The sequence below is a fragment of the Nocardia pseudovaccinii NBRC 100343 genome, assembly GCF_001613225.1.
Taxonomy (GTDB): domain Bacteria; phylum Actinomycetota; class Actinomycetes; order Mycobacteriales; family Mycobacteriaceae; genus Nocardia; species Nocardia pseudovaccinii.
Genome location: NZ_BDBY01000171.1, coordinates 17,632 through 43,519, shown reverse-complemented (window position 1 = coordinate 43,519; position 25,888 = coordinate 17,632). Strand labels below are relative to the sequence as shown.

Annotated in this window: 26 protein-coding genes; 6 read left to right on the top strand and 20 right to left on the bottom strand. The window is 66.2% G+C overall.

The features are described 5' to 3' along the window. Positions 1 to 3 precede the first annotated feature (3 nt). Positions 4 to 837 (bottom strand): LysR family transcriptional regulator, encoded by an 834-nt coding sequence (locus NP3_RS20600; RefSeq protein ID WP_063043225.1) that lies wholly within the window; start codon positions 835 to 837, stop codon positions 4 to 6. Positions 838 to 907: 70 nt separating this feature from the next. Between NP3_RS20600 and NP3_RS20595 the strand changes: the two genes are divergently transcribed. Next, on the top strand, positions 908 to 2,041 hold the full coding sequence (locus NP3_RS20595; protein ID WP_063043224.1) for a YbfB/YjiJ family MFS transporter: 1,134 nt from the start codon (positions 908 to 910) through the stop codon (positions 2,039 to 2,041). Here NP3_RS20595 and secG read toward each other — a convergent pair. Genes secG through NP3_RS48085 form a run of 3 tightly spaced genes read right to left on the bottom strand, consistent with a single transcriptional unit; the run spans position 2,028 to position 4,714 of the window. Beyond that, positions 2,028 to 2,261, bottom strand: a complete 234-nt coding sequence (gene secG, locus NP3_RS20590; RefSeq protein ID WP_063043223.1) for a preprotein translocase subunit SecG — start codon at positions 2,259 to 2,261, stop codon at positions 2,028 to 2,030. The two genes, NP3_RS20595 and secG, sit on opposite strands and share 14 nt — an antisense overlap. A gap of 58 nt (positions 2,262 to 2,319) precedes the next feature. Further along, a complete protein-coding gene (locus tag NP3_RS20585; RefSeq protein WP_084508729.1) occupies positions 2,320 to 3,930 on the bottom strand; it encodes an MFS transporter in 1,611 nt (536 codons plus the stop codon). A gap of 49 nt (positions 3,931 to 3,979) precedes the next feature. Beyond that, a complete protein-coding gene (locus NP3_RS48085) occupies positions 3,980 to 4,714 on the bottom strand; it encodes a hypothetical protein (protein ID WP_157124421.1) in 735 nt (244 codons plus the stop codon). A gap of 174 nt (positions 4,715 to 4,888) precedes the next feature. Between NP3_RS48085 and NP3_RS20575 the strand changes: the two genes are divergently transcribed. Together NP3_RS20575 and NP3_RS20570 are read left to right on the top strand one after the other, a co-directional pair. Continuing rightward, the gene (locus NP3_RS20575; RefSeq protein ID WP_063043220.1) at positions 4,889 to 5,683 is read left to right on the top strand and encodes an META domain-containing protein; all 795 of its coding nucleotides are present in this window, start codon (positions 4,889 to 4,891) and stop codon (positions 5,681 to 5,683) included. Between the two features lie 2 nt (positions 5,684 to 5,685). After that, positions 5,686 to 6,204: a hypothetical protein gene (locus tag NP3_RS20570; protein ID WP_063043219.1), complete on the top strand. Its 519-nt coding sequence runs from the start codon at positions 5,686 to 5,688 to the stop codon at positions 6,202 to 6,204. Positions 6,205 to 6,210: 6 nt separating this feature from the next. On the opposite strand, the gene NP3_RS20565 is transcribed toward NP3_RS20570, so the two are convergent. From NP3_RS20565 to NP3_RS20525, 9 genes are all read right to left on the bottom strand, one after another. After that, the gene (locus NP3_RS20565; RefSeq protein WP_157124420.1) at positions 6,211 to 6,840 is read right to left on the bottom strand and encodes a DUF1579 family protein; all 630 of its coding nucleotides are present in this window, start codon (positions 6,838 to 6,840) and stop codon (positions 6,211 to 6,213) included. A 152-nt stretch (positions 6,841 to 6,992) separates the two neighbouring features. Next, complete coding sequence (gene tpiA / locus NP3_RS20560; RefSeq protein WP_063043217.1) at positions 6,993 to 7,778, bottom strand: triose-phosphate isomerase; 786 nt, start codon at positions 7,776 to 7,778, stop codon at positions 6,993 to 6,995. Positions 7,779 to 7,781: 3 nt separating this feature from the next. Next, positions 7,782 to 8,996: a phosphoglycerate kinase gene (locus NP3_RS20555; protein WP_063043216.1), complete on the bottom strand. Its 1,215-nt coding sequence runs from the start codon at positions 8,994 to 8,996 to the stop codon at positions 7,782 to 7,784. Position 8,997: 1 nt separating this feature from the next. After that, entirely contained in the window at positions 8,998 to 10,017 is a 1,020-nt protein-coding gene (gene gap, locus NP3_RS20550) for a type I glyceraldehyde-3-phosphate dehydrogenase (RefSeq protein WP_063043215.1), read from the bottom strand. 319 nt (positions 10,018 to 10,336) lie between these two features. Further along, complete coding sequence (gene whiA / locus NP3_RS20545; RefSeq protein WP_040692075.1) at positions 10,337 to 11,320, bottom strand: DNA-binding protein WhiA; 984 nt, start codon at positions 11,318 to 11,320, stop codon at positions 10,337 to 10,339. Next, entirely contained in the window at positions 11,311 to 12,357 is a 1,047-nt protein-coding gene (locus NP3_RS20540; RefSeq protein WP_063043214.1) for a gluconeogenesis factor YvcK family protein, read from the bottom strand. The genes whiA and NP3_RS20540 overlap by 10 nt, the downstream gene beginning before the upstream one ends. Beyond that, positions 12,354 to 13,355 carry an RNase adapter RapZ gene (gene rapZ / locus NP3_RS20535; protein ID WP_084508728.1) on the bottom strand — a complete coding sequence of 334 codons (1,002 nt, stop codon included), beginning with the start codon at positions 13,353 to 13,355 and terminating at the stop codon, positions 12,354 to 12,356. Before rapZ ends, NP3_RS20540 begins: the two co-directional genes overlap by 4 nt. A gap of 83 nt (positions 13,356 to 13,438) precedes the next feature. After that, positions 13,439 to 15,472 carry an excinuclease ABC subunit UvrC gene (gene uvrC / locus NP3_RS20530; RefSeq protein ID WP_063043213.1) on the bottom strand — a complete coding sequence of 678 codons (2,034 nt, stop codon included), beginning with the start codon at positions 15,470 to 15,472 and terminating at the stop codon, positions 13,439 to 13,441. Positions 15,473 to 15,519: 47 nt separating this feature from the next. After that, positions 15,520 to 16,371: a LysR substrate-binding domain-containing protein gene (locus NP3_RS20525; protein WP_063043212.1), complete on the bottom strand. Its 852-nt coding sequence runs from the start codon at positions 16,369 to 16,371 to the stop codon at positions 15,520 to 15,522. A 77-nt stretch (positions 16,372 to 16,448) separates the two neighbouring features. Here NP3_RS20525 and NP3_RS20520 point away from each other — a divergent pair, with 77 nt between their 5' ends. Then, positions 16,449 to 17,453 (top strand): bile acid:sodium symporter family protein, encoded by a 1,005-nt coding sequence (locus NP3_RS20520; protein ID WP_063043246.1) that lies wholly within the window; start codon positions 16,449 to 16,451, stop codon positions 17,451 to 17,453. A gap of 10 nt (positions 17,454 to 17,463) precedes the next feature. On the opposite strand, the gene NP3_RS20515 is transcribed toward NP3_RS20520, so the two are convergent. Continuing rightward, the gene (locus NP3_RS20515) at positions 17,464 to 17,901 is read right to left on the bottom strand and encodes a hypothetical protein (protein WP_063043211.1); all 438 of its coding nucleotides are present in this window, start codon (positions 17,899 to 17,901) and stop codon (positions 17,464 to 17,466) included. A 118-nt stretch (positions 17,902 to 18,019) separates the two neighbouring features. Then, complete coding sequence (locus NP3_RS20510; protein ID WP_063043210.1) at positions 18,020 to 18,703, bottom strand: HAD family hydrolase; 684 nt, start codon at positions 18,701 to 18,703, stop codon at positions 18,020 to 18,022. A gap of 204 nt (positions 18,704 to 18,907) precedes the next feature. On the opposite strand from NP3_RS20510, the gene NP3_RS20505 reads away from it, so the two are divergent. Further along, a complete protein-coding gene (locus NP3_RS20505; RefSeq protein ID WP_063043209.1) occupies positions 18,908 to 20,860 on the top strand; it encodes a gamma-glutamyltransferase family protein in 1,953 nt (650 codons plus the stop codon). Positions 20,861 to 21,047: 187 nt separating this feature from the next. Here the strand turns inward: NP3_RS20505 and NP3_RS20500 are convergent, their stop codons facing one another. The 4 genes from NP3_RS20500 to NP3_RS20485 all read right to left on the bottom strand — a co-directional run bounded on the left by NP3_RS20500 (position 21,048) and on the right by NP3_RS20485 (position 24,085). Further along, positions 21,048 to 21,551, bottom strand: a complete 504-nt coding sequence (locus tag NP3_RS20500; protein WP_063043208.1) for a PH domain-containing protein — start codon at positions 21,549 to 21,551, stop codon at positions 21,048 to 21,050. A gap of 3 nt (positions 21,552 to 21,554) precedes the next feature. Further along, positions 21,555 to 22,028 (bottom strand): 6,7-dimethyl-8-ribityllumazine synthase, encoded by a 474-nt coding sequence (ribH, locus tag NP3_RS20495; protein ID WP_063043207.1) that lies wholly within the window; start codon positions 22,026 to 22,028, stop codon positions 21,555 to 21,557. Between the two features lie 111 nt (positions 22,029 to 22,139). Next, positions 22,140 to 23,384, bottom strand: coding sequence for a bifunctional 3,4-dihydroxy-2-butanone-4-phosphate synthase/GTP cyclohydrolase II (locus tag NP3_RS20490; protein ID WP_063043206.1), 1,245 nt, complete (start codon positions 23,382 to 23,384; stop codon positions 22,140 to 22,142). Between the two features lie 77 nt (positions 23,385 to 23,461). After that, positions 23,462 to 24,085, bottom strand: a complete 624-nt coding sequence (locus NP3_RS20485; protein WP_063043205.1) for a riboflavin synthase — start codon at positions 24,083 to 24,085, stop codon at positions 23,462 to 23,464. A 577-nt stretch (positions 24,086 to 24,662) separates the two neighbouring features. On the opposite strand from NP3_RS20485, the gene NP3_RS20480 reads away from it, so the two are divergent. Then, positions 24,663 to 25,133 carry a hypothetical protein gene (locus NP3_RS20480; RefSeq protein ID WP_063043204.1) on the top strand — a complete coding sequence of 157 codons (471 nt, stop codon included), beginning with the start codon at positions 24,663 to 24,665 and terminating at the stop codon, positions 25,131 to 25,133. 12 nt (positions 25,134 to 25,145) lie between these two features. Here NP3_RS20480 and rpe read toward each other — a convergent pair whose 3' ends face one another. Next, the gene (gene rpe, locus NP3_RS20475) at positions 25,146 to 25,802 is read right to left on the bottom strand and encodes a ribulose-phosphate 3-epimerase (RefSeq protein WP_063043203.1); all 657 of its coding nucleotides are present in this window, start codon (positions 25,800 to 25,802) and stop codon (positions 25,146 to 25,148) included. Positions 25,803 to 25,888 lie beyond the last annotated feature (86 nt).

Sequence of the window (25,888 nt, the reverse complement as noted above, 5' to 3'; positions counted from 1 at the left end):
GATTCAGACCAGACTCAGAAAGCGCTGCACCGATCGCAACGGCGTCGGCTTGACCCGCCAGGTCAGATAGATATGCGAACGCGGCGCATCGACGATATCGACATAGACCACGCCCGGATATGGTGCCCGAGACCGCGCCAGCACCGGCACAATCCCGATACCACGTTCCGCCGCCACGAGTTCGATCCATTCGTCGAAATTCGTGCAGGTGATGACGGTACGGTTCGGATCGGGTGCATCCCATGATCCGGCATCGGTGGTGCCGGAAACGGTATTGGCCACCAGCGGAAAGTGCGCGAGATCGGCCCAGCGCAGCTCGACCGCGGTTGCCAGCGGCGAATGCACCGAAACCGCCAGCACCCGCTGCTCCGAACCTATTTCGCGGGATTCGAGATGGTGTGGCAGCCAGATATCGTTGCGGTGGATGGCGATATCGATCGAGCGGTCGTCGAGTGCCGCCATCGGATCCTCCACGCGGCGTAGCGAAATCCCGCCGCCGAGCGCCTCGTAGCGGGTGCGGATCGCGGCGAACCAGGCATCGGGCAGTAGCCAGGAGAATCCGACCTCGATCGTGGCGCGCATGCGCAGATCCGCTTGGACGGTCGCGATATCGCCGATGATGCGCCTGCTGTGTTCGAGCAGCTCGGCTCCCTCTTCGGTCAGCTCGAAGCGCCGGGACGTGCGTTCGATCAACCGGCATTCGACCAGGCGCTCCAACTGCTGGATGGTTCGGGTCAGCGCGGGCTGGCTGAGGTGCAGGCGGGCGGCGGCGCGGGTGTAGTTCGCTTCCTCGCAGAGCGCGACGTATGCCCGCAGGTGCCGCAGCTCGATATCCATGCGTCGAGCGTATACATCGTGCACAGAAAGCATTTCACAAGCTTGTCAGCGGACCATACCGTCGGATCTTGTGACCGCATCAGCTCTCCTCGACACCCCACGCCGCACCCTCGCACCGGCACTCGCCGCAGGTGCGGGCCTGGCAGGCGCCGTCGGTGTCGGGCGCTTCGCCTACACACCGATCCTGCCCGCGATGGTGGACGCGCACCGCATCGACGCCCACGATGGCGCGCTCATCGCCGCCGCCAACTATGCGGGCTATCTGGTGGGCGCGGTCCTGCTCGCGCGTCGTCCGGAGATGAACAGCCGCAATATCTTTCGCATTTCGGCCGCGGTCCTGGTGGTCAGCGAAGCGTTGGTCGTATTGCCCGGCCCGACCGTGATCCTCGCGCTGCTGCGATTGATCGCGGGGCTGGCCAGCGCGGTGATCTTCGTCGGCTGCGCGGGCGCGATCGCTCGGCTCGGTGGCCGCGCGCATGCCGCGGGCATCGCCTTCGGCGGGGTCGGGTTCGGTATCGCGCTCACCGGATTGCTCGCGCTGGCCGCGCAGCCGGTCTTGTCCTGGCAGGGCCTGTGGCTCGGCGCCGCCGGTCTGACCGCCCTACTACTGCTGCCCGCCTTCCGACTGGAATTTCACGACGAGCGCAGGGCCGAGGTAGTCCACGCGAAACGGAAAAGCACAGCTTGGCGCGCGCTGCTCATCTCCTACTCGCTCGAAGGCGTCGGCTATATCGTGATCGGCACCTTCTTGGTCGCCGCCGTCGGCGCACACAACGCGACCGTCGGCTCGGCGATGTGGGTGATCGTCGGCGCGGCCGCCGCACCGGCAATACTCTGGAGCATTGCCGCACATCGCTGGACGCCGACGACCGCCCTGGTCTTCGCACTGCTCGCGCAGTGCGCCTCGTCGGCCCTGCTCGCCTGGTCGACGACCATGTGGTCGGCGATCATCGCGGCTGCACTGTTCGGCGGGACGTTCATGGGCATCTGCATGCTCGCGATCCAGATCGGCATCGAACTGACCGACCACCGGGCTGCGGCCACCCTCACTGCGGTCTACGGCGCGGGGCAGATGCTGGGGCCGCTGGTCGTCGCACCGGTAATCGGCGACGGCTATGCGATGGCCTTCGTAATCGCGACCCTCGTGCTGGCGGCGGCGACAGCGGCAGCCGTCGTCGTCGCCGGGCAACTCAGGCGAACTTGATCTCCAGGCCGATGCCGAGGATGGCGATGAGCCAGATCAAGCCGGTGAAGATGGTGATGCGGTCGAGGTTCTTCTCGACGACGGTCGAACCCGACAGGCTGGACTGCACGCCGCCACCAAACAAGCTGGACAGACCTCCACCCTTGGCGCGGTGCAGCAGCACCAGCAGCACCAGCAGCACGCTGGTGACGATCAGGAGGATATCCAGGAACATCCGCATGCCGGACAGTCTATGGGTGCGGGTCGGTACCCGCATAATCACCCCGACTCGACGCGACCTACGGTGTGTCTACCGCAACCAGGTGCGTGGCGGTGTCCTGGCCGATCATGAACTCCGCGACGGCGCGTTCGCGCAGTTGGTCCTGAGCGGTCAGCCGCACCTGATGCTGGTGCATATGCTCCGACCAGGAGCGCACCACGAAGGCCTCGACGTAGCGATCGATCACCCCGACGTCGCGGTACAACCGCCATTCCATCGCGCCGGTGCGCTGCATGGACCGTCCGACGAACACCATCGCGGCCAGGAATTCGTCGATCTTCTCCGGCGGGACATCGTAGGTACGCAACACCAGCACCGGCCCGTCCTCGGGATCCGGTTCGACAACGAGCTGCGGTTCCGGCCAGAAGACGCTCGGACTCAGATCCACCTCCTCCGCGTTGTGGCGGATCGGCAGCCAGACCGAACTGAGCGCGGAACCTGCCAATAGCACCGTCGCCGCCAGCAGTGCGGCCACCGGCCCCACCGCACCGGCGACCAGACCCCACACCAGCGAACCGAGTGCCTGGCCGCCCATGAATACCAGCATGTACACCGACAACCCGCGCGCCCGCACCCATGCGGGCAGCAGCAATTGCATGGTCGAGTTCATCGTCGACATCGCGAGCAGCCAGGCGAATCCGGCCCCGACCAGCAGCACCAGCACCACCGGCACGCTGTGCAACATCGCCGCCCCCGCCGAGGCGATGCCGAACAGGATCGCGGCCGCGGTCAAGCGCTGCGTGGGTGTCAGCAGGGCACGGACCCGTCCCAAGCCGACGGCCCCCGTCACCGCGCCGAGCCCGAGCGCGCCGAGCAGCAGACCGTAGCCCGATGAGGACAAGCCGAGTTCGTCGCGGGCGATGACCGGAAGCAGCGCCCACAGCGCGCTCGCCGGCGCGATGAACAGAATCGAGCGCAACAGCACCCGCCGGATCGCGGGCGCGGCGCGAATGAACCGAGTGCCCGCTTGCAGCGCCGCCAGCGGACGTTCACTGGGCAGTTTCCGTTCCTTCGCCGGTCTTCGCCAGCTGAGCAGCACCGTCACGATGCCGACGAACGACATCGCGTTCAGCGCGAATACCAGCGTCGGCCCGGACACGGAGACCAGTACGCCCGCGATGGCGGGCCCGACCGCGCGCCCGATATTGATATTCATACTGCCCAACGCGGCGGCAGACGGGATCTGTTCGCGCGCAACGAGTTCCGGCTGAATCGCCTGCCAAGACGGCGCCGTCAACGCCTGCCCGCACCCGAGCAGGAACAGCAACGTCAACAGCACGCCCGGAGTGGTGTGCCCGGTCGCCGTCGACACCGCGAGCACCGCCGCCAACACCGCCATCGCCGACTGCGCCCCGACCAACAACCGGCGCCGATCCAACAGATCCGCCAACACCCCCGACGGGATCGACAACAGCATCACCGGCAATGTCGTCGCCGTCTGTACGAATGCCACCAACGTCGCGGCATTGGGCGCGTCGACCAGAATCCACTGCGCCCCAACGGTTTGCATCCAGGTACCCAGATTCGAGACCAACTGCGCGATCCAGAGCGCCCGATAGATTCGCGACCGTAACGGCGCCCAGGTGGATAAAGGTGTCGTCGCATCAGCAGTGGTCACTGGCCCGAGCATAGCTACGGGTCGAACTACGTGCCGTTCGCCATTGGTGCGGTTCTGGTGGCTACGACCTCGGCACGGCTCGGGTCGGTGCGGCGACCGGCCGGGGCCGTCGGTGGTCGGCCGACTCCCCTCGACGGCCTCGCGTGCGACCGAGCGGCTGCCTACGCCGCAGGCGCAGCAGCAGCGTCGCCACACCGACGGCGAGGAGAAGCAAGCCGGTTCCCAATACTGCACCGAAGTGGTTGCCCCGCTGCGGATTGTCCACCGCTGACCCTGCGGTCGGCGTGGCGGATGTTTCCGCGACAGCTGCTCGAGTGGTGGTCGTCGTGATCGGCTTGGTGGTCGTGCCGGAGCGAGGGTCGATCGTGATCTGCCGGACCGCAGATGCCTCGCCACAAGCCGCGCTGATCGTCTGCGGGCCGGTTGCGGCCTGATTGGACACGGCAATGGAAGTGGCGAACGTCCCATGGGAGACCGACGCGTTCTGCGGCGAACCGGACCAGCTCGGAGTAAGCCGGACCACGGTGCACGGCCAGTAAGTGCCGTTCACTGCGATCTCTGTGCCGCGTTCCGCGCGGGTTGGCGCGACGTCGAAAGTGGGGTCGGGACGCGGGCAAGTCTCCCCCACCGCCGGGCGGGCCGTAGTGCACGGTCCCGCCTGCCCTGCGGTTGTCGAAGATGTGGTCGGCGTAGGTGTGGTTGTCGTAGGCGCCGACACCGCCATCGGTACCGCCACCGCGCCGAGCACAGCCGCAGCGGCCGCAGCGACAAGAAACGCTCGCGCCTCACTTCTCATAGCCACCTCTCCGAAACGCGGATCGCCGCATCGATCCGGGCCCCGGAATCAAGTCTGTGCCGCGTCCCGACACACCGGCATGAGTAATCCACTACCTGTTTCGAAGGTCGCGCCCGCCGCAGCGGCCAGCTGAATTGCGCGGTTTCCAGCGGCAACGCCCGTACCATCGGCTACATGTCGGCTACAACGGTGCGCGTCGGGATTCTGCTGGCTATGGCGGCCGCTCTGGTGGCTGGCTGTTCGGGAGACGATGAGAAGAAGAACCAACCGGCGGGGTCGCCGATGGGGCGCACATTTGTCTCGACCGGGGTCGAGGGGCAGCAGATTCCGGGCGGCGGACCGATGACGCTCGCCTTTACCGATGGCAAGATCTCGGCGAACTCCGGCTGCAATACGGCCAATGGCACGGTGGATCTGGCCGATGGGATCCTGCACGTCGGCACGCTCTCGAGCACCCTGATTGCCTGTCCGGATGAACGGAGCCAGGCCGACAGCTGGCAGGACAAGGTGTTGACGTCGCTGCCGAAGTGGCGGATCGACGATTCGACACTGACGCTGACCGGAAAGGAAACAACGGTCACGTTGCTGGACAAGAAGGTCGCCCAACCCGATAGGCCGCTCGTCGGCACGACATGGATCGTCTCCGCCCTGATGACGCCCGATGCGCAGATCCGTTCCCAGACGCTGGACGATGTGAAGCCGACGCTCGCCATCGCGGCGGACGGTGGGGTCGCCGGAAGCGCCGGATGCAATCGCATGACCGGCCACGCCACCGCATCGCCCACCGCCAACGGTCCGGACGTCACGTTCCAGATCGGCACCACGAAGATGGCGTGCGCGCCGGAGATCATGGAGGTCGAGCAGGCGGTGCTGAAGGCCCTCGACGGCAAGACGACAGCGACCATCGACGCGGACACGCTGATCCTGCGCAATACCAACGGCTTCGGCCTGACCCTGCGCGCGGCATAGCCGTGAACCAAAACACCTCCCGCACACCGGATCTCCGCCACCCGGACCGCAAACGCAGCTGGCATACCGAGATCGGCCCGTGGCCGGATCTTCCGTCCGCCCACATCGAGAAGCTACCCGCGCCGCCGTCCCAGGTAACCCTCGTCCGCTACGCCGAGCTCTACACCGCCGCGGGCCGCATCCGCCGCACCGAACACGGCGGCTCAGATATGGATACCGTCGCCGCGCTACTCGCCGCGCGCGACGAATTCCTGCACACCGCCTTCACTTTGGGCTTTATCGACCCCGACGGCGCACTCCTGGCCGAATGCTCGGTCGGCATCTCCGAGACCACCGCCAAGCTGTACATCGTGCACGCCACCAAGCAGCCCGCCGAACTCGCCCACCTCCTGCGCGGCACCCTGTACCGACTACACGTGCACTATCCGGACGTGCGGACCGCCGAGATCTCGATGGACCCGCACGACGAGCCACTCGAGCTGGCACTCACCGCCAGCGGTTTCATCGTGAATCACCTCTGATTCCAACTACTTCCGCGTCAGGATCACCCGGTCCGCAATCCGCTCCGCCTCCCCGGGCGGGGCGAAGTAGAGCTCCATGGTCACCCGATCGGCCGACTCCAGCTCGATCACCGTCCGCATCGGAATCGTCTTGCCGACGAATTGCGGACCGAGCACACCCGGATCGGTGAACTCCCCCGCCACCCCGATGTCGGCGGCGCTGCCGCTGGCCTTTGCGCCCTTGTAGGTCATCATCATCGGCGTCACGCTGTCTACCGTCGACCATTCGTAGCGGTCGTCGGTCGGCGAATAGCCGAGCGTGCCGAGCCGGTAGTATGGCTTGCCACCGAAGGTACCCTCGGCCTCCTCCTGCATGAAGTTGTTGCCCGTCTTGCCGATCCAATGCCAGCGCGAGGTGATATCGCTCTTGATCGGATTGTCCGCGGTACCACCCGCGATGAATGTCGACTTCGCGCCATTCCATTCGCCCACCAGCTGATTCAATTTCTGGTGCCCGGCATCCTGGTTGGTGGGAGCCGCCTCGGAACTCGATATGGTTTCCACCGGCGAGGGAGAATCGTCGGAGCATCCGGCCCCGAACGCGGTGGACGCCATGAGCGCAACCGTCACCAGTGCGCGCGCCTTCGTTGATCTCACGTGAAAGTCCTTGTCGGCCTACGGATCAGAGACTCGAACAGCATCGCATCCCGGGCGCCGGTATGCCTCGCCCCGAGCGGGAAGGCCCGACGCAAATCAGCCCGGCAACACGCGCTCGAGCGTGCTACCGGGCTGATTCGAACATTCACTCGTCAGGGCAGCGGACCACCCGCGGCAATCGCGGACAGCGTGGCGAACTCGTCGCCCTTGAGCGACGCGCCGCCGACAAGCGCGCCGTCGATATCGGTCTGCGCGACCAGCTCGCCGACATTCTTGGCATTCACCGAACCGCCGTAGAGCACCCGCACGCCCGCCGCTACCTCGGGCGAGGCCAGTTCGACGAGCTCCGCGCGAATCGCACCGCAGACTTCCTGCGCGTCGGCGGGGGTAGCGACCTTACCGGTGCCGATGGCCCAGACCGGCTCGTAGGCGATGACGATCTTCGAAATCTCTTCGGCCGTCAGACCTTTGAGCGAACCACGCAACTGCTCGAGGTTGTACTCGACATGGGTCTTCGCCTCGCGGACATTGAGACCCTCGCCGATGCACACGATCGGGGTGATCCCGTACTTCAGCGCCTGCTTGGTCTTGGCCAGCACGGTGGCGTCGTCCTCGGAGTGGTACTGCCGCCGCTCCGAATGGCCGACGACCGCGAAGGTGCAGCCCAGCTTGGACAGCATGGCGGCGCTGATCTCGCCGGTGTACGCGCCCTCGTCGTGCGTCGAGACATCCTGCGCACCATAGGTGAGCAGCAGCTTGTCACCCTCGACAAGGGTCTGCACGCTGCGGATATCGGTGAACGGCGGAATCACCGCGACGTCGACCTTGGCGAAGTACTTCTCCGGCAGCGCGAAGGCGATCTTCTGCACCAGGGCGATGGCCTCGAGGTGGTTGAGGTTCATCTTCCAGTTGCCCGCGATGAGCGGTTTGCGTGCCATGGTTCAGTCCTCCAGTACCGCGATACCGGGCAGTTCCTTGCCCTCGAGGTATTCCAGGGATGCACCGCCACCGGTGGAGATGTGCGAGAAACCGTCCTCGGGCAGGCCGAGCGCGCGCACGGCCGCGGCCGAATCGCCACCGCCGACAACGGTGAAGGCACCCTTGCCCGTCGCGGTCACGATCGCCTCGGCGACACCCCGGGTACCCGCGGCGAAGTTCTCGAACTCGAATACGCCCATCGGGCCGTTCCAGAACACCGTCTTCGCCTCGGTGAGCAGTGCCGCGAACCGGTCCACCGACTCGGGACCGATATCGAGACCGAGCCAGCCGTCCGGAATCTCGTTGGCGGGCACCACCTTCGAGTCCGCGTCGGCCGCGAACTCATTCGCGACGACGATATCGCGCGGCAGATGGATGACATCCCCGTAGCGCTCCAGCAGCCCCTTGCAGGTCTCGATCATCTCCTCCTGCAGCAGCGAGGCGCCGACCGAAAGGCCCTGTGCGGCAAGGAAGGTGAAGCACATGCCGCCGCCGATCACCAGGGTGTCCACCTTGGGGGCCAGTGCCTCGATGACGGCCAGCTTGTCGGAGACCTTGGAACCGCCGAGCACAACCGCGTACGGGCGCTCCGAGTTCTCGGTCAGCTTGGCCAGCACCTCGACCTCGGCGGCGACCAACGTGCCCGCGTAATGCGGAAGCAGCTTCGCCACGTCGTAGACCGAGGCCTGCTTGCGGTGCACCACACCGAAGCCGTCGGAGACGAACGCACCGTCATCGCCGACCAGCTCGACCAGCGCCGCGGCCAGCTTGGCCCGCTCGGCGTCGTCCTTGCTGGTCTCGCGCGCATCGAAGCGCACGTTCTCCAGCAGCAGCACATCGCCGTCGGTGAGGCCCTCCGAACGCGACAGCGCATCGTAGCCGACGACGTCACCGGCCAGCTGGACATTACGGCCAAGCAACTCGGCCAGCTTCACCGCGACCGGAGCGAGGGAGAATTTCGGATCCGGCTCACCCTTCGGACGGCCCAGATGCGCCGTGACGACGACCTTGGCACCGGCCTCGACCAGCGCACGCAGCGTCGGCACCGAGGCGATGATGCGGCCCGGGTCGGTGATCTCGCCGTTCTCGTCGAGGGGGACGTTCAGGTCGGAGCGCACGAGTACGCCCCGACCCTCGACACCCTCGTTCAGCAGATCCTGGAGTGTCTCGACCGCCATGTCAGAGCGACTTGCCGACGAGGCCGATGAGGTCGGCCAGGCGGTTGGAGTAGCCCCACTCGTTGTCGTACCAGCCGACGACCTTCACCTGGTCATCGATGGTCTTGATCAGCGGCGCGTCGTAGATGCACGAGTGCGGGTCGGTGACGATGTCGCTGGACACGATCGGGTCCACGTTGTACTTCAGAATGCCCTTCAGCGCACCTTCGGCGGCGGCCTTGTAGGCGGCGTTGATGTCATCGATCGAGGCCGACTTGCTCAGGGTCACGGTGAGGTCGGTGACCGAGCCCGTCGGGACCGGGACGCGCAGCGCGTAGCCGTCGAGCTTGCCGTTGAGCTCCGGGAGCACCAGGCCGATGGCCTTCGCGGCGCCGGTGCCGGTGGGCACGATATTCAGCGCGGCGGCGCGGGCACGGCGCAGGTCGCCGTGCGGGCCGTCCTGCAGGTTCTGGTCCTGGGTGTAGGCGTGGATGGTGGTCATCAGACCACGCTCGATGCCGAAGCTGTCGTTGAGCACCTTCGCCAGCGGACCGAGGCAGTTGGTGGTGCAGGACGCGTTGGAGATGATGTTCTGGCTGCCGTCGTACTTGTCGTCGTTCACGCCCATGACGACGGTCAGGTCCTCACCCTTGGCGGGCGCGGAGATGATGACCTTCTTGGCGCCCGCGGCGATGTGGCCCTTCGCCTTGGTCGCGTCGGTGAAAATGCCGGTGGATTCGACGACCACGTCGACGCCGAGGTCACCCCACGGCAGCGCGGACGGGCCCTCCTTGATGGCCAGCGCCTTGATCCGCTGGTCGCCGACCACGATGGTGTCGTCGCCGTCCAGCGAAACGTCCTGCGGCAAGCGGCCCAGGATCGAGTCGTACTTGAGCAGAGTGGCCAGCGTCGCGTTGTCGGTGAGGTCGTTGACCGCGACGATCTCGATGTCGGTGGTGCCGAGCGCCTTCTGCGCCTCCACCGCCCGGAAGAAGTTACGTCCGATACGGCCGAAGCCGTTGATGCCTACCCGGACAGTCACGTTATCGCTCCTCAGCTTTCAAGCGGATTCATTCCGATGCCATAGACCACAGTAGTGCCCGACCGTAGCCTCTCCGACACGCACCTGACATTCCTGAGAACGCGGGACCTGCACAGACGCCCGCGCATGTGGTTTCGGTGCACAAATCCGCCGTCCCTGTCCTTGTCTCGGCTCACCATGGAATCCGGTGCCCCGCCGCGGCCACCTGCGATCCGAGCGGGCCCGGCAGGCGCTGCCACGGCGGGCTTCGGACCGTAAGCCGGGTGGACAGCCCGGCCTCGGAAAAGCGAATCGCCGCCCCGCGGGGCGGCGATTCTGCTCACGCTTCGTCGAGCAGTTCGGCCGTGACGGCCGATTCGGTATCGGGTACCCCCAACTCCTTGGCCCGGCGGTCCGCCATCGACAGCAGCCGCCGAATCCGGCCTGCCACAGCGTCTTTGGTCATCGGCGGATCGGCGAGCTGGCCGAGTTCCTCCAATGACGCCTGACGGTGCTGCACGCGCAGCTTGCCCGCCGCGGCCAAATGGTCGGGCACCTCGTCGCCCAGAATCTCCAGTGCGCGTTCGACTCTCGCGGCGGCGGCGACCGCGGCGCGGGCCGATCGGCGCAGATTGGCGTCGTCGAAATTGGCCAGGCGGTTCGCGGTAGCCCGCACCTCGCGGCGCAGCCTGCGCTCCTCCCAGACGATCCGGGTGTCCTGTGCGCCCATCCGGGTCAGCAGTGCGCCGATGGCCTCGCCGTCGCGCACCACCACCCGATCGGTGCCGCGCACCTCACGCGCCTTCGCGGTGATGCCGAGCCGCCGCGCCGCGCCGACGAGTGCCAGCGCGGCCTCCGGACCGGGGCAGCTGACTTCGAGCGCCGAGGAGCGACCGGGTTCGGTGAGCGAGCCGTGCGCCAGAAACGCTCCGCGCCAAGCGGCTTCGGCATCGCCGATGCTGCCGCCGACCACCTGTGCGGGCAGACCGCGCACCGGACGGCCACGCACATCGAGCAGACCGGTCTGTCTGGCCAGCGCCTCACCCTCCTTGGACACCCGTACCACATAGCGCGAGGTCTTGCGCAGACCGCCCGCGCCGAGCACGTGCACGTCGGAGCCGTAGCCGTAGAGCTCGAAGATCTCGCGCCGTAGCCGACGCGCGATGGAACCCATATCCACCTCGGCCTCGACGATCACCCGCCCGCCGACGATGTGCAGGCCGCCCGCAAACCGCAGCAGCGCAGACAATTCCGCCTTGCGAGAACTCACCTGCGAGACCGTGAGCCTGCTCAGCTCGTCCTTCACTTCGGCTGTCATCGCCACGAGACGCGCTCCTTTCCACCCAACCCGGAACGCACATCCTGACCCATGTGCCGTCCCTCGACTCGAAGCCCTGCCATATGTGGCCGAGGTTGCCGGATCAGCTGATCCAGTGCGGCGGCAAGCTTTCCGGGGTGATGCCGGTCGGTTCCCGCTTCGGCGACATCGGAGAAGGTTACTCGCGCCCGCAATTGTTCGGCAGCCCTGGCCACATGTTCTCTTTCGCGACCCTCCGGCACCGACCCGGAATCGACCAGTACCTCGTCGACCACGAATTCCGGTGCGTGCTGGGACAATACATGTAGATGGCGTTCCGCGGAGAAACCCGCCGTTTCTCCGGGCTCCGCGGCCAGATTCAGTACCAGCACCTTGCGTGCTCTGGTATAGACCAGCGCGTCACGCAATTCGGGCACAAGCACGTGCGGAATTACGCTGGTGAACCAGGAACCCGGGCCGAGCACGACGACATCGGCGTGTTCGATGGCCGAGGTTGCCTCCGGACTGGCAGGCGGATCGGACGGAATCAGCCGCACCCGCCGCACCTTGCCCGGTGTCGTCGCGATGGCGACCTGGCCGCGGATACAGCGGCTCACCCGCGGATCCGCTTCCAGCCCAGAAACATCCGCCTCGATATCGAGGGCGATGGGCGACATCGGCAGCACCCGTCCGGTGATTCGCAACATCTTGGCGACCTCGTCGAGCGCGGCGACCGGATCACCGAGCACCTCGGTCAGGCCCGCGAGGATCAGATTGCCGACCGAATGTCCGGCCAGCGCGCCGGTGCCGCCGAAGCGGTGCTGCACGGTGCGCGTCCACACATCGTCGCCGTCGGCGGCCAGCGCCGCCAGGGCCATGCGCAGATCGCCGGGCGGTGGCACGCCGAGTTCGGCGCGCAGTCGGCCCGATGATCCGCCGTCGTCGGCGACGGTCACCACCGCGCTGATCTTTCTGGTCAGCCGCCGGACCGCGGTGAGCGTCGCGTACAGCCCGTGCCCGCCACCGAGCGCAACTATGGCGGGATCCGATTCCCACCCCGTCATTCGCGCCCCAGATCCCGATGCACGACCCGCACGACATCGGCCGGGCCGGATTTCTCCGTCTCCGAACCGATGAGTTCGCCGAGCGCCTCGGCGATCGCCACGCTGCGGTGTTTACCTCCGGTGCAGCCCACTGCCACCGTCATGTATCGCTTCCCCTCTTGGCGGTAACCATTCGTCGTCAGGTCGACCAGGTGGTGGCAGGTGCTCAAGTAATCGGCCGCGCCGGGACGCGACAATACATACTCGCTGACCACGGTCTCCTGTCCCGAATGTTCCCGAAGTTCCGGTATCCAATGCGGATTGGGTAGAAAACGCACATCCAACACCATGTCCGCATCGAGTGGAACCCCGTACTTGAATCCGAACGACTGCACTGTCAGCTGCAGTGCGGTGGGCGCGCCGCCGCCGTAGGCCTCTTCCAGCTTGCGGTGCAGCTGGTGGATCGAGAGTTCGGTCGTGTCGATCACCAGGTCGGCCGCCGTCTTCACGGCGGAGAGGCGGATCCGTTCGGCTGCGATGCCCGCGGAGAGCGTACCGTCGGCGCTTTCGCTCTGCAGCGGGTGGCGTCGGCGCGCGAAGCCGAAGCGCCGGATCAGCACGTCATCGGAGGCCTCCAGGAACAGGATCCTGGTCGGCACGCCCGCGGACCGCAGCTGATCGGTGACGGCCGAGAGATCGCCGGTGAAAAAACGGCTGCGCACATCCATGACCAGCGCGAGCCTGCGGATCGGCGGTTCGGCGGAGGCGCCGAGTTCGACCATCCGCCCGATCAGCTCGGGCGGCAGGTTATCGGTGACATACCAGCCCAGATCCTCAAGTACCCGGGCCGCGGTACCGCGGCCCGCGCCGGATAGGCCGGTCACGATGACCACCTCGACCTTTGGCTGCGCCGGGTTGCCGCCGCGTTCGACAGATGCGCCGAGGGTGCCCGCGGGGCCGGTCCGCCCAGCGGTCGACCGCGGGCTGCCCGCACTGTTGTTCGATTCGACGCGTGTCATGTCCTACCGGATCTGTGTCAGGGTGCGTGTCGATCATCCCGCACCGGTTCCGGTATCGGGCGCAGACACACAACGTAGGTGTCTTATTCCTCCCGCAAAGCGGCCAAAACGGCCTTCGCGGTCGCCACACCGATGCCGGGTACCTCGGTGATCTGCTCGACCGTGGCCTCCTTCAGTTTGGCAACCGACCCGAAATGGGTGACGAGCGCGGTCCGGCGCGACTCGCCGAGGCCGCGCACCGAGTCCAGTGCGGACGCGGTCATCCGACGGGAGCGTTTGCTCCGATGGAAGGTGATGGCGAAGCGGTGCGCCTCGTCGCGCACCCGCTGCAGCAGATACAGCGACTCACTGTTGCGCGGCATGATCACCGGATCGCTCTCCCCCGGCACCCATACCTCCTCCAGTCGCTTGGCCAGGCCGATCACCGCGACATCGGTGATGCCGAGTTCGTCGAGGACCTCCGCGGCGGCCGCGACCTGGGGCGCGCCGCCGTCGACCACGTAGAGATTGGGCGGGTAGGCGAATTTGCGCGGGCGGCCGGTACGTGGGTCGATGCCGGGGCGTGAAGTCAGTTCGAGGTCGTCGTCGACGTGTCCGTTCTCCTGACCGGATGCCAGCTCCTCGGCCGCCAGCTCGTCGCGTTCGCGGCGCAGACGATAGAACCGCCGTCTGGTCACCTCCGCGATGCTGCCGACATCGTCGGAGCGGCCCTCGCCCGCGGCCTCTTTGATCGTGTAGTGGCGATACTCGGACTTGCGCGGCAGGCCGTCCTCGAAGACCACCAGCGAAGCCACCACATCGGTGCCCTGCACGTGGCTGATATCCACGCACTCGATTCGTAGCGGCGCGCTGTCCAGCTCGAGGGCATCTTGAATGTCTTGCAGCGCAGCGGATCTCGAGGTCAGATCGCCCGCACGCTTGAGTTTGTGCTGGGCCAGCGCCTCCATCGCATTGCGCTGCACGGTTTCGGCGAGCGCCTTCTTGTCACCGCGCTGCGGCACCCGCAGCCGCACCGCGGAGCCGCGTAGTTTGCTCAGCCATTCCTCCACCTGTTCGGCATCGGCGGGCAGTTCCGGCACCAGCACCTCGCGCGGCACCGCGGTGGCCGGTTGCTGGGCCTCGCCCTGTTCGTCCTCGCCCTGTTCGGCCTGTGCGGCCTGCTCGCCGTAGAACTGGGTGAGGAACTGCTCGACCAGTGCGGCGACCTCGCCACCGGCCTCCTGGCCGTCGATGGCGTCGCCGGATTTGTCGACCACCCAGCCGCGCTGACCGCGCACCCGGCCGTCGCGGACGTGGAAGATCTGGACCGCGACCTCGAGCTCATCGATAGCGAAGGCCACCACATCGGCGTCGGTGCCGGTGCCGAGGACGACGGCCTGCTTCTCCAGTGCCCGCCGCAGCGCTTGAACGTCGTCGCGCAGCCGGGCGGCGGTTTCGAAGTCCAGGTCCTCGGCGGCGTCGTGCATCCGGCGCTCCAAGTCGCGCACCATGCGATCGGTGCGTCCAGCCAGGAAGTCGCAGAAGTCCTCGACGATCCGGCGATGCTCGTCGGCATCGACGCGGCCGATGCACGGGGCCGAGCATTTGTCGATATAGCCGAGCAGGCACGGCCGCCCGATCTGGTTGTGCCGCTTGAAGACTCCGTTGGAGCAGGTGCGCGCGGGGAAGACCCGCAGCAATAGATCCAGGGTTTCCCGAATGGCCCAGGCGTGCGCGTACGGCCCGAAGTACCGCACCCCCTTCTTGCGCGCGCCGCGATAGACGAACAGCCGCGGGTACTCCTCGTTCAAGGTGACCGCCAGCACCGGATACGACTTGTCGTCCCGATACCGCACGTTGAATCGCGGATCGAACTCCTTGATCCAGTTGTATTCCAGCTGAAGGGCTTCCACCTCGGTGGAGACCACGGTCCATTCGACGCCTGCCGCCGTGGTGACCATCTGCTTGGTCCGCGGATGCAGCGAAGCCACGTCGGCGAAGTACGAATTCAACCTGCTGCGCAGGCTCTTCGCCTTGCCGACATAGATCACACGCCCGTGTGCGTCCCGGAATTTGTAGACACCGGGTTCAACGGGAATCGTGCCCGGCTTCGGCCGGTAGGTCGCGGGATCTGCCACGAATCCAAGCCTATCGACCGGCTCCGACACATCCGCACGGGCGCGGCTCAGCCGAAGCGGCGGGCAGTGGCGACGATCGCGTCGCACAGCGCCTGCTCCGGCGCGGACAGGGTCGTCCGCCGCCGCATCAGCACGAATTCGAGGTCGCCGAGCATCGGAAGCCGCGGGTCGCCGAGCACGCGCAGACCGTCCGGGATCAGGGTTTCGGCATGCACGATGACGCCGAGACCGGCGAGGACCGCGGCACGCAAGCCGAGCTGGCTGTCACTGGTGCAGGTCACGCGCCAGGTGCGGGCGTCGCGTTCGAGTGCCTGCAATGCGATGCGGCGGGTGAGGCTGGGTGGCGGATAGGTCACCAGCGGGACCGGATCATCGAATTCCGTTGTGGCCGAACGGCCCGCCCACACCAGACGGTCGCGCCAGAGCAGTTCGCCGTGCCGTTCACCGGGCAGGCGTTTGCCGACGACCAAGTCGAGTTCACCGGTCTCCATCCGGGTTTTGAGGTTTTCACTCAGGCCGACGGTGAGTTCCAGATCGACCCCCGGATGGGTGCGCTGGAATTCCAGCAGTACGTCGGGGAGTTCGCGGGCCATCACATCGTCGGAGGCGCCAAGCCGGATCAGGCCGGTGAGGGTGGAGTCGGAGAAGTAGCGCTCGGCCTGGCCCTGCGCGTCGAGGATGGTCCGGGCGAAGCCGACCATGGCCGCACCGTCGGCGGTCAGCGCGAGATTGCGCGTATCGCGGCGGAACAGCTCGCGACCCGCGGCCTTCTCCAATCGGGCGATGTGGCCGCTGACGGTGGACTGACGCAGGCCGAGGATGCGCCCGGCGGCGGTGAATCCGCCCGCGCGCTCGACGGCAAGGAAGGTGCGTAGCAGTTCGGGTTCGAACACACCCACAATTATCACTGTCTGCGTTTACAGATATCCTTCTGAACGCCTTTCGCGTTCAATTGGCCGAGTCGTACGGTCGACTGGTGAAGTTCCTCGCCAAACTCCGGATCGATGCGTTCATGCTCGGCATCCTGGCCAGCGTCGCGGTGGCCGCGCTGTTGCCCGCGCGGGGTGTCGCGGCCGATGCGCTCGACTGGGCAACCAAGATCGCGATCGGTGTGCTGTTCCTGCTTTATGGCGCCCGACTCGAGCCGCGTGAGGCGCTCGCCGGATTGCGGCATTGGCGGTTGCATTCTGCGGTGCTGGCGGTGACCTATCTGATCTTCCCGCTGATCGGGCTGACCTTGCATGTGCTGGTGCCATCGGTGCTGACCGACGATCTCTACACCGGCGTGCTGTTCCTGTGTCTGGTGCCGTCGACCGTGCAGTCATCGATCGCCTTCACCTCGATTGCCCGAGGCAATGTGGCGGGCGCGGTGGTCAGCGCGTCGCTGTCGAATCTGGTCGGCGTCTTCGCGACGCCGTTACTGGTCGTGCTGCTGATGGACACCACCGGCAATGCGACCGTCTCGCCCACCGCGATGCTCGCGATCGTCGTTCAGTTGCTGCTGCCGTTCTTGGCGGGTCAACTCTTGCGCCCCAGGATGACCTGGCTGCTGCGGCATGCCACGGTGACCAAGGCCGTCGATCGTGGCTCGGTCTATCTCGTCGTCTATGCCGCCTTCAGCGCGGGCATGGTGGAACACATCTGGAGCGGCATCTCGCCGCGGGCGCTACTGGCGATCGTCGCGGTTTGCGCAGGCATTCTCGCCGCAGTCCTGACGATTACCACCTTCGGCAGTCGCCTCCTCGGCTTCGCCCGCCCCGATCAGATCGTCACCGTATTCTGCGGTTCGAAGAAGAGCTTGGCCACCGGTCTCCCCATGGCCTCGGTCCTGTTCGCGGGACATCAGGTCGGTTTGATCGTGTTGCCGCTCATGGTCTTCCACCAGATCCAGCTATTGACCTGCACCGTGCTCGCTCAGCGCTACACGCGATCAGCACAGTCCGATCTCCCGACAGCCGAGCCATCCGCACAACCCGCCTGATCCGAGCCGTTCACCACTCGGCGTCGGCGACCCGAATGCCGATCCACGCCTTGGCTTCCGGTCGCGAAAGCTGGTACAGGATCCTCGCCGACGCGCCCAGCGTGAAGAGGACGACGATCAGCCGGGCCGAGTCCGGGACAGCCTCGACGTCAATCCGCAGTACCGCGACGGACTGCAGCATGACCGAAACGATCGCGACGCGACGCATCCGCGGCCCCGGACCGAGAACCAGTACCGCGAGACCGAGCACCCAACTGCAGCCGAATTGCAGTGCCGCGGATCCGGCCGCCTCGTCACCGGCGATCAGGCCCATGACGACCGGATATGCGAGGCCGAAGCCCGCAAGTCCCAATGCGGCCTCTCTGGCCTCGCGGACCGATTCGGGCAGGTCGACCGGCCGCGCCGTCCGCACGACCGACGATTCGAAATATGCCTCGGCATCATCCATGGCCACTCCCCGTCGAGCTTGCGCACCACGATGTGGTGGGCGTCACAGCAAGCTAATTCAGTTCGGGGGCATCGACATTCAGGAACAGCAGAGTGTGTCGCAGGTCACATACTGGACACTAGGCCAGTTCGTGCCGCCGTAATACCTCGAGCAGACCTTCGGCGCGCTCCACCGTCGGCAATGGATCGACCAGCGCGAAACCGCAGCCCGCCGCGACCGCACCGCCGTCGGCCTCGGCACTGTCGCCGACCATGAGCGCCGACCCAGGACGCACGCCGAGCTGTTCCACCGCGGCCAGGAAGATCCGCGGATCCGGCTTCACCGCACCGACTTCGAACGACAGCGTGTGCGCGGCGACGAGCCGATCCCAACCGTTGGCGGCGAACGCCGGACGGATATCGAAAGCGATATTGCTCACCACGGCGACCGGGATGCCCTGCGCCGCCAAGGTTTTCAGCACGGCACCGGTGTCCGGATACGGCGTCCAGGCCAATGGGTCGAGCATCCAGTCGTAGAGTCGCGCGACCAGCGCCGGTGTCGGCACCCCGATTTGTCGCATCAACTCGTGGTAGGCCGTGCGATGCATCGCCGGATCCAGATCTCGCCGCTCCCATGCGAGCCGCCCCTCGGCGTCGAAGACCGCACCGTCGCCGACCGGCCTCGTCATCCGATCCAGGATCGCGTCCTGCTGCGACCGGTCCAGGGGTTTGCCATCTGACCCGACCATATCGGCCCAGGTTTCATCGGGTTCCAGCCGGAACAGCGTGCCGGAGAAGTCGAAGAGAACTGCCTCGATCGCCACTGTGCCAGCCTACCGATGACGACAGTTGTCATTGGGGTCGAGCGGAATTGGCCTCAGCGCCTCCGCGGATCTCGCGGAAATCGCATCCGACATGGGCGCTCAATGCAATTGCCCGCTAACCGTTTTCGCTGAAACCACCAGTGCTGGGAGCCCACAGCGCCGGATTTGCCGCGACGCTCGGCGATCGGCGATACAGTGCCGTCCATGAGTGGCACGCGAAGAACCTGGGTCAGCGCCGCGGCGGCGCTCACGCTCATCGTCGGCGTTGTCAGCGGATGTTCCTCCGACGACACACCGGCGAACGCGGCGTGTAGCGCGACGCCGAACGGAACCCCGGTGGTCGCGACCTCAGCGGGTGCGACTCCAGGCGCGACCAAGGATCTGAGCACCAATCCCGAGATCGCGACCGGCTACCGGTCCGATATGACGGCGGTGCGCACCAAGACGTACGCGGTGTCCACGGCCAACCCGGTCTCCACCAAAGCCGCCTGTGAGGTGCTGAGCAACGGCGGCACGGCCGCGGATGCACTCATCGCGGCGCAGATGGTGCTCGGGTTGGTGGAGCCGCAGGCCTCCGGCATCGGCGGTGGCTCGTTCATGCTCTATTACGATGCGGCCAGCAAGAGCGTGGAGGCCTACGACGGTCGGGAGATCGCCCCCGCGGCGGCGACCGAGAATTATCTGCGCTGGGTCAGCGATACCGATCGCACCGAGCCGAAGCCGAGTGCCCGTGCGAGCGGACGCTCGATCGGCGTGCCCGGCGTCTTGCGCATGCTGGAACTGGCGCATCGCGACCACGGCAAGACCGCTTGGCGGGACCTGTTCGATCCGGCCATCGGACTGGCCGATCGTGGCTTCCCGATCAGTCCCCGGCTGGCCGGTCAGATCGCCGAATCCGCCAAGGATCTCGCGGTGGACGAGTCCGCGAAGGCATACTTCCTCAATCCGGACGGCACCCCGAAACGGGCCGACACCGTGCTGACCAACCCGGCGATGTCGAAGACCTTGAACGCCATTGCGACCGACGGCGCGAATGCCTTCTACACCGGCGCTATCGCTCACGATATCGTCGATGCGGCCGGATCCGCCGCGGGCGGGCGCACCCCGAGCCTCGTCACCGCCAACGATCTCGCCGGATATCAGGCCAAGAAGCGGACCGCGCTCTGCACGAACTACCGCACGCATGAGATCTGCGGTATGCCGAGCCCGTCCTCAGGCGGCATCACTGTCGCGGCCACCCTCGGCATTCTGGAGAACTTCGACCTGGCCGCGCTGAAGCCGGACAATATCGACCGCAACGGCGGCAAGCCGAAGGCCGAAGCGGTGCATCTGATCTCGGAGGCCGAGCGGCTCGCCTACGCCGACCGGAACAAGTACGTCGCCGATACGGATTTCATTCCGCTGCCGGGTAATTCACCGCAGACCCTGCTGAACAAGGACTATCTGAAGCAGCGCGCGGGTCTCATCGATCCCGGCCACAGCATGGGCACCGCGCAGCCGGGCGACTTCGGCCCGGTGCCACTCGGTGTCGGCCCGCAGCCACCCGAGCACGGCACCAGCCATATCTCGGTCGTCGATAAGTACGGCAATGCCGCCGCGATGACCACCACGGTCGAATCGGCCTTCGGATCATTCCATCTCGTCGACGGATTCGTGCTGAACAACCAGCTCACCGACTTCTCCGCCGATCCGCTCGGCACCGACGGCGCTCCCGTCGCCAATCGCGTGCAGCCGGGTAAGCGGCCGCGCAGCTCGATGAGCCCGACCCTCGTCTTCGACCACAATGCCGACGGCTCACGCGGCGATCTGACCCAGGTCGCCGGTTCCCCCGGCGGTTCGGTGATCATCCAGTTCGTTGTGAAAGCCCTTGTCGGCGTGCTGGATTGGGGCCTGGACCCGCAGCAGGCGGTGTCCGCGGTCGCGTTCGGCGCCGGAAACAGTCCGGCGACCGGCGTGGGCGGCGAACATCCCGCCATCATCGCCACCGACAACGGCGATCACGACCCACTCGTCCTACGCCTGCGCGAACTCGGCCACCAGGTCTCGGTCGCCCCCCAATCCAGCGGCCTCAGCGCACTGCAACGCGACGGTACCGAAGGCTGGATCGGCGGCGCGGATCCCAGACGCGAAGGCGCGGTCCTCGGCGACACCCGCTGACCTACGGTTGCTCTATCCGGTCTGCGGCATCGGATAGAGCACGGGCCGTCGTCGAGCGCCAGGTCACCCTGCATGAATCCCAGAAAAGCGGTAACGCTTTCCGACGGCGAACCGCATTCGGCCGGAGTTAAGTCATGAGCGGATCGTCACCGAATGCCTCGGCGACACACTGACATCCGGCTGCCGACTACTCCTCTGCGGCGGTGGTGTATTTCGCACCGAGTGCGCGCAGCTTGTCCAAGGCCTCTACGGCGCGTTGCTTGTCGTTGGAGCGGATTGCCATGAGGGGGACGTAGTCGTCGTCGACCAGCTCGAGGCGGGCCCAGGACTTTCGGTCCGGAAAGGAGACGCCGCGGATGTATTCCCAGGGGAATTCGGTGTCCCCCAGGATGTTCCGCACCGAGATGCCGCGCTTACCGACACGGACGCGCGGCCGGGTCAGCAGGAGTACCGCCGCCGCACCGAGGACGCCGATGCCGATCATCGCGAACTGGTCCGCGAGGCGGAAGTTCACACCGGTCGAACCGTGCCGCAACAGGATGCCACCCGCGGTGAAACCGGCGACGAGCAGCACCGCCACGGTCCACGCGGTCCGTACCGCGCGATGCGGCCGCACCTCGAGCTCCCACTCGCCGGAGCCCGATTCGGCAGCCGCGGCCGGGCCTCTACGCCAGATGCGAACGACCGGCATGATCTACGGCCGCAGAGCGCGCAGCGTCAGCGCGGCATCGAGCGCTGCGGCGGCGGCCTGTTCGCCCTTGTTCTCGGCGGAGCCCGGCAATCCGGCCCTGTCCAGCGCCTCCGCCTCGTTATTGGTGGTCAGCACACCGTTGGCCACGGGCGTACCCGCATCGAGCGACACCCGCGTGAGACCGGCGGTCACCGCATCACAGACGTATTCGAAATGCGGTGTGCCACCGCGGATCACCACACCGAGCGCGACCACCGCGTCATGTGAGCGAGCCAATTCCTGAGCTACCACCGGAAGTTCCATCGCACCCGCGCACCGGACCACGGTGATGTGCTCGACGCCCGCGTCCTTGGCCACCTGCTCCGCATTCGCGACCAGCGTGTCGCAGATCTGGGTGTGCCAGCGCGAGGCGACGATGCCGAGCTTCAGATCCTTGGCATCCGACAGCTCGAAGCTCGGTACGCCAGTGCCACTCATGCCTGCGCCTCGCTGACGCTCGGCTCCGGCATGCGCGATACACGCCGTGACATGGTTCGCTCGCTGCGCTCGCTCACTGGTGTCCTTTCCAGGCTGCGTCGAGGTGAGAAATCACTGGGCGGTCTCGCCGAGATCGAGTTCGTCCAGCCCGATCAGGTCGTGCCCCATCCGGTCCCGCTTGGTGCGCAGGTACCGCAGGTTCTCGGCATTGGCGCGCAACGGCATCGGCACCCGCTCGGTGATCTTCAGCCCGTAACCGTCCAGTCCGACGCGCTTGGCCGGATTGTTGGTGAGCAGGCGCATCGACCGAATCCCGAGATCCACCAGGATCTGTGCTCCGGTGCCGTAGTCGCGGGCGTCGGCGGGCAGACCGAGCTCCAGATTCGCGTCGACGGTGTCGTGGCCCGAATCCTGCAGCTGGTAGGCCTGCAGCTTGTGCATCAGCCCGATGCCGCGGCCCTCGTGTCCGCGCATGTAGAGCACGACACCGCGACCCTCCTGGGCCACCATCTCCAGTGCGGCGTCCAGCTGCGGACCGCAATCGCAGCGCAGCGAACCGAAGACATCACCGGTGAGGCATTCGGAATGCACCCGCACCAGCACATCGTCGCCGTCATCGATATCGCCGCGCACCAGCGCCACATGTTCGACATCGTCGTAAATGCTCTGATAGCCGACGGCCTTGAATTCGCCGTGCGCCGTGGGGATCCTGGCCTCGGCGACCCGAATGACCTGCTTCTCGTGCTTGCGCCGCCAGGCGATCATTTCCGCGATGGAGATCAGCGCCAAATTGTGCTCGTCGGCGAAGACGCGCAGTTCCTCGGTGCGGGCCATATGGCCCTCGTCCTTCTGGCTGACGATTTCGCAGATGACACCGGCGGGCTGCAATCCGGCCATCCGCGCCAGATCGACCGCGGCCTCGGTGTGCCCGGGACGACGCAGCACGCCGCCCTCCTTGGCGCGCAACGGAACCACGTGACCGGGCCGGGTCAGATCGTCGGCCTTGGCGTTCGGGTCGGCGAGCAGCCGCATGGTGGTGGCACGGTCGGCGCCGGAGATACCGGTGGTGATGCCGTCCCTGGCATCGACCGAAACGGTGTAGGCGGTGCCGTGCTTGTCCTGATTCTGCGCGTACATCGGCGGCAGGCCGAGCCGATCGCAGTCCTCACCCGTGAGCGGCACACAGATATAACCCGAGGTGTAGCGAATCATGAAGGCGACCAGCTCGGGGGTCGCCTTTTCCGCCGCGAAGATGAGGTCGCCCTCGTTCTCGCGGTCCTCGTCGTCGACGACGACGACTGCCTTACCGGCAGCGATATCGGCGACTGCGCGCTCGATAGTGTCGAACCTGGTCACGTCTGTTGTGCTCCATCTCGAAATAGGTGCCCCCATACAGTACGGCGTCGATCGCGAGTCGCCGCCGCCCGGCCGGATCAGCCGCGCTGCTGGAGGCGTTCGACGTACTTGGCGATGACATCGACTTCCAGGTTCACCTTGGTACCGACGGCGGCCGCACCGAGGTTCGTCATGGACAGGGTGGTCGGGATCAGCGAGACCTCGAACCAGTCGCGATTGCCGTCGGCGGCGGGCGCATCGGCGATGCCGAGACCCGAGACGGTCAGCGAAATGCCGTCGACGGTGATCGAACCCTTCTCCACTACATAGCGGGCGATCGCGTCGGGCAGCGAAATCCGCACGACCTCCCAGTTCTCCGAGGGCGTGCGCGCCAGCACGGTGCCGGTACCGTCGACGTGGCCCTGCACCAGGTGGCCGCCGAGCCTGCTGTTCAGCGCGGCCGCGCGCTCGAGATTCACCCGCGAACCCGCGCCGAGTCCACCGATACTGGAGCGGTTCAGCGTCTCCTGCATCACGTCCACGGTGAACGAATCGCCGTCGATCACGTCGACAACGGTCAGGCAGACGCCGTTGACGGCGATCGAATCACCGTGTCCGGCATCGGAAGTGACCAGCTTGCCCCGGATCGTCAGCCGAGCGGCATCGGCCAGCTCTTCGGTGGCGACGATCTCGCCGAGTTCCTCGACGATGCCTGTGAACATGCTTTGACTCCCTGTCGCGTCGTTTCTACGGTTGCCGAACAGCCGGGATCCGGCGACTATTCCCGCCGGTACGCCGATCCCTCCTCAGCCTAACGACGCCGGGTCGTAGACGACACCGCGGTTCCAACCAGCGGCCGGTCGATACCGCGGCTCGGCGAGTCCCTGGGGAAGGAGACCGCAGGGCACCTCAGGCCTCACCGAACCAGCGGCAATTATTTTTCGAAGCGAAATAGTGCACGGCCGTGCGAAAAAGTCGTCGCTTCCCCGCCGACGACATTTATTCATTCTTACTTTCGTGACCACACGAATGGATTTCATCCACAGCACATAGAGTCGAATCGGGAGTAATACCCAGCCGAGACACACTTACACCAAAACCTTGCGCGGGCCCGAAAACGGTCGCAAGATTGTTATGTAGCTGATCCCTATCGTTCAACTTCGACCCGGCAGTTCAGTGCGGAACGGTTCGACCCGGTCACGACGCCGTCCGGCGAGTTCGACCCAGGGAAATCCACCACTCGAGGAAGCTGGATACAGCAGTGGGTCAAATCAGGTTCGACACCAATGGAGGCGTTGCGTGACCACTCTTGTCGATTCGACGCTGGAAGTTCGCTGTGTGCAGTACCGGCGCGAATTCCATATGCCTGCGTCGATCGACCCGACGTCCCGCCGCATCCTGCTCCATATCGGCACCCATTACGGCGCTATAACGATGCCCGCAGAGCTGGGCGAACAGGTGCAGCAGCAGCTCACCCAGACGCAGATCGCGGCACCGGTGGTGCACCATCCGCGAGCGAGGCGCTGGACCTTCATCACCGGACCCGCCCGGCCCGATACCCTCAGCGCGGCCGTCTCCGCGGAGCTGTTCCGGCTCTACGCGACCGTCGCCTGCACCGGGAGCCAGGTCGTGCTGCCCTCACCGGATGACGAACGCACCGGCTATCGCACCTGGATCCAGCCGCCGGAGAACGCGACGACCCTGCCACCGCTCAGCGCGGTGATCGAGGCGACGCGCGCCATCGGCAGCCGGAAAGTGCCCGCCCGCTAGCAGATTCGCGACCTAGGAGCTGCGCAGGGCCGCGGCCTGCTGCCGCAGCTTTTCCACGGTCGCACCCGGATCGGCGGTGTTGTAGACCGCGGATCCGGCGACGAAACAATCGATGCCCGCCTCCGCGGCGGCCTCGATCGTGTCGGAATTGATGCCACCGTCGATTTCCACGATCAACCGCAGTTCGCCCGCGTCCACCAGTCGACGCACAATGCGCGCCTTTTCCAGCACATGCGTGATGAAAGACTGCCCACCGAAGCCCGGCTCCACGCTCATCACCAGCAGTGTGTCGAAGTCGCGCAGGATTTCCAGATACGGCTCGATCGGCGTATTCGGCTTCACCGAAAGGCCGGCCTTGGCGCCCGCCGCGCGAATATCGCGCGCGACCGCGATCGGATCGTCGGTCGCCTCGGCGTGGAAGGTGACGTTGTAGGCACCAGCCTCCGCATAGGGCGGAGCCCAGCGCGCCGGATCCTCGATCATCAGATGGCAGTCGAGCGGAATGTCGGTGGCCTTCAACAGACTTTCGACCACGGGGAGTCCGAGAGTGAGATTCGGCACGAAGTGTGCGTCCATCACATCGACATGCAACCAATCCGCGCCATGCACTGCATTCGCCTCGTCCGCGAGGCGTGCGAAGTCGGCGGAGAGGATGGACGGGGCGATCATCGGCGTGGTCGGGCGCGTAAACGTCGAAGAGGACACATCGCGGGAGCTTACCGGTACCTAGGGTTGCTCCGGCCGGGAGTGGGTAG

Coding starts and splice junctions, on each gene's coding strand:
- NP3_RS20585 (WP_084508729.1), bottom strand. CDS start 3,930: ATGCTCGGGCCAGTGACCACTGCTGATGCGACGACACCTTTATCCACC.
- NP3_RS20485 (WP_063043205.1), bottom strand. CDS start 24,085: ATGTTCACAGGCATCGTCGAGGAACTCGGCGAGATCGTCGCCACCGAA.
- NP3_RS20555 (WP_063043216.1), bottom strand. CDS start 8,996: ATGGCGGTCGAGACACTCCAGGATCTGCTGAACGAGGGTGTCGAGGGT.
- NP3_RS20505 (WP_063043209.1), top strand. CDS start 18,908: ATGAGTGGCACGCGAAGAACCTGGGTCAGCGCCGCGGCGGCGCTCACG.
- rpe (WP_063043203.1), bottom strand. CDS start 25,802: ATGATCGCCCCGTCCATCCTCTCCGCCGACTTCGCACGCCTCGCGGAC.
- NP3_RS20600 (WP_063043225.1), bottom strand. CDS start 837: ATGGATATCGAGCTGCGGCACCTGCGGGCATACGTCGCGCTCTGCGAG.
- NP3_RS20500 (WP_063043208.1), bottom strand. CDS start 21,551: ATGCCGGTCGTTCGCATCTGGCGTAGAGGCCCGGCCGCGGCTGCCGAA.
- tpiA (WP_063043217.1), bottom strand. CDS start 7,778: ATGGCACGCAAACCGCTCATCGCGGGCAACTGGAAGATGAACCTCAAC.
- NP3_RS48085 (WP_157124421.1), bottom strand. CDS start 4,714: ATGAGAAGTGAGGCGCGAGCGTTTCTTGTCGCTGCGGCCGCTGCGGCT.
- NP3_RS20515 (WP_063043211.1), bottom strand. CDS start 17,901: ATGGATGATGCCGAGGCATATTTCGAATCGTCGGTCGTGCGGACGGCG.
- NP3_RS20540 (WP_063043214.1), bottom strand. CDS start 12,357: ATGACGGGGTGGGAATCGGATCCCGCCATAGTTGCGCTCGGTGGCGGG.
- ribH (WP_063043207.1), bottom strand. CDS start 22,028: ATGAGTGGCACTGGCGTACCGAGCTTCGAGCTGTCGGATGCCAAGGAT.
- NP3_RS20575 (WP_063043220.1), top strand. CDS start 4,889: ATGTCGGCTACAACGGTGCGCGTCGGGATTCTGCTGGCTATGGCGGCC.
- rapZ (WP_084508728.1), bottom strand. CDS start 13,355: ATGACACGCGTCGAATCGAACAACAGTGCGGGCAGCCCGCGGTCGACC.
- secG (WP_063043223.1), bottom strand. CDS start 2,261: ATGCGGATGTTCCTGGATATCCTCCTGATCGTCACCAGCGTGCTGCTG.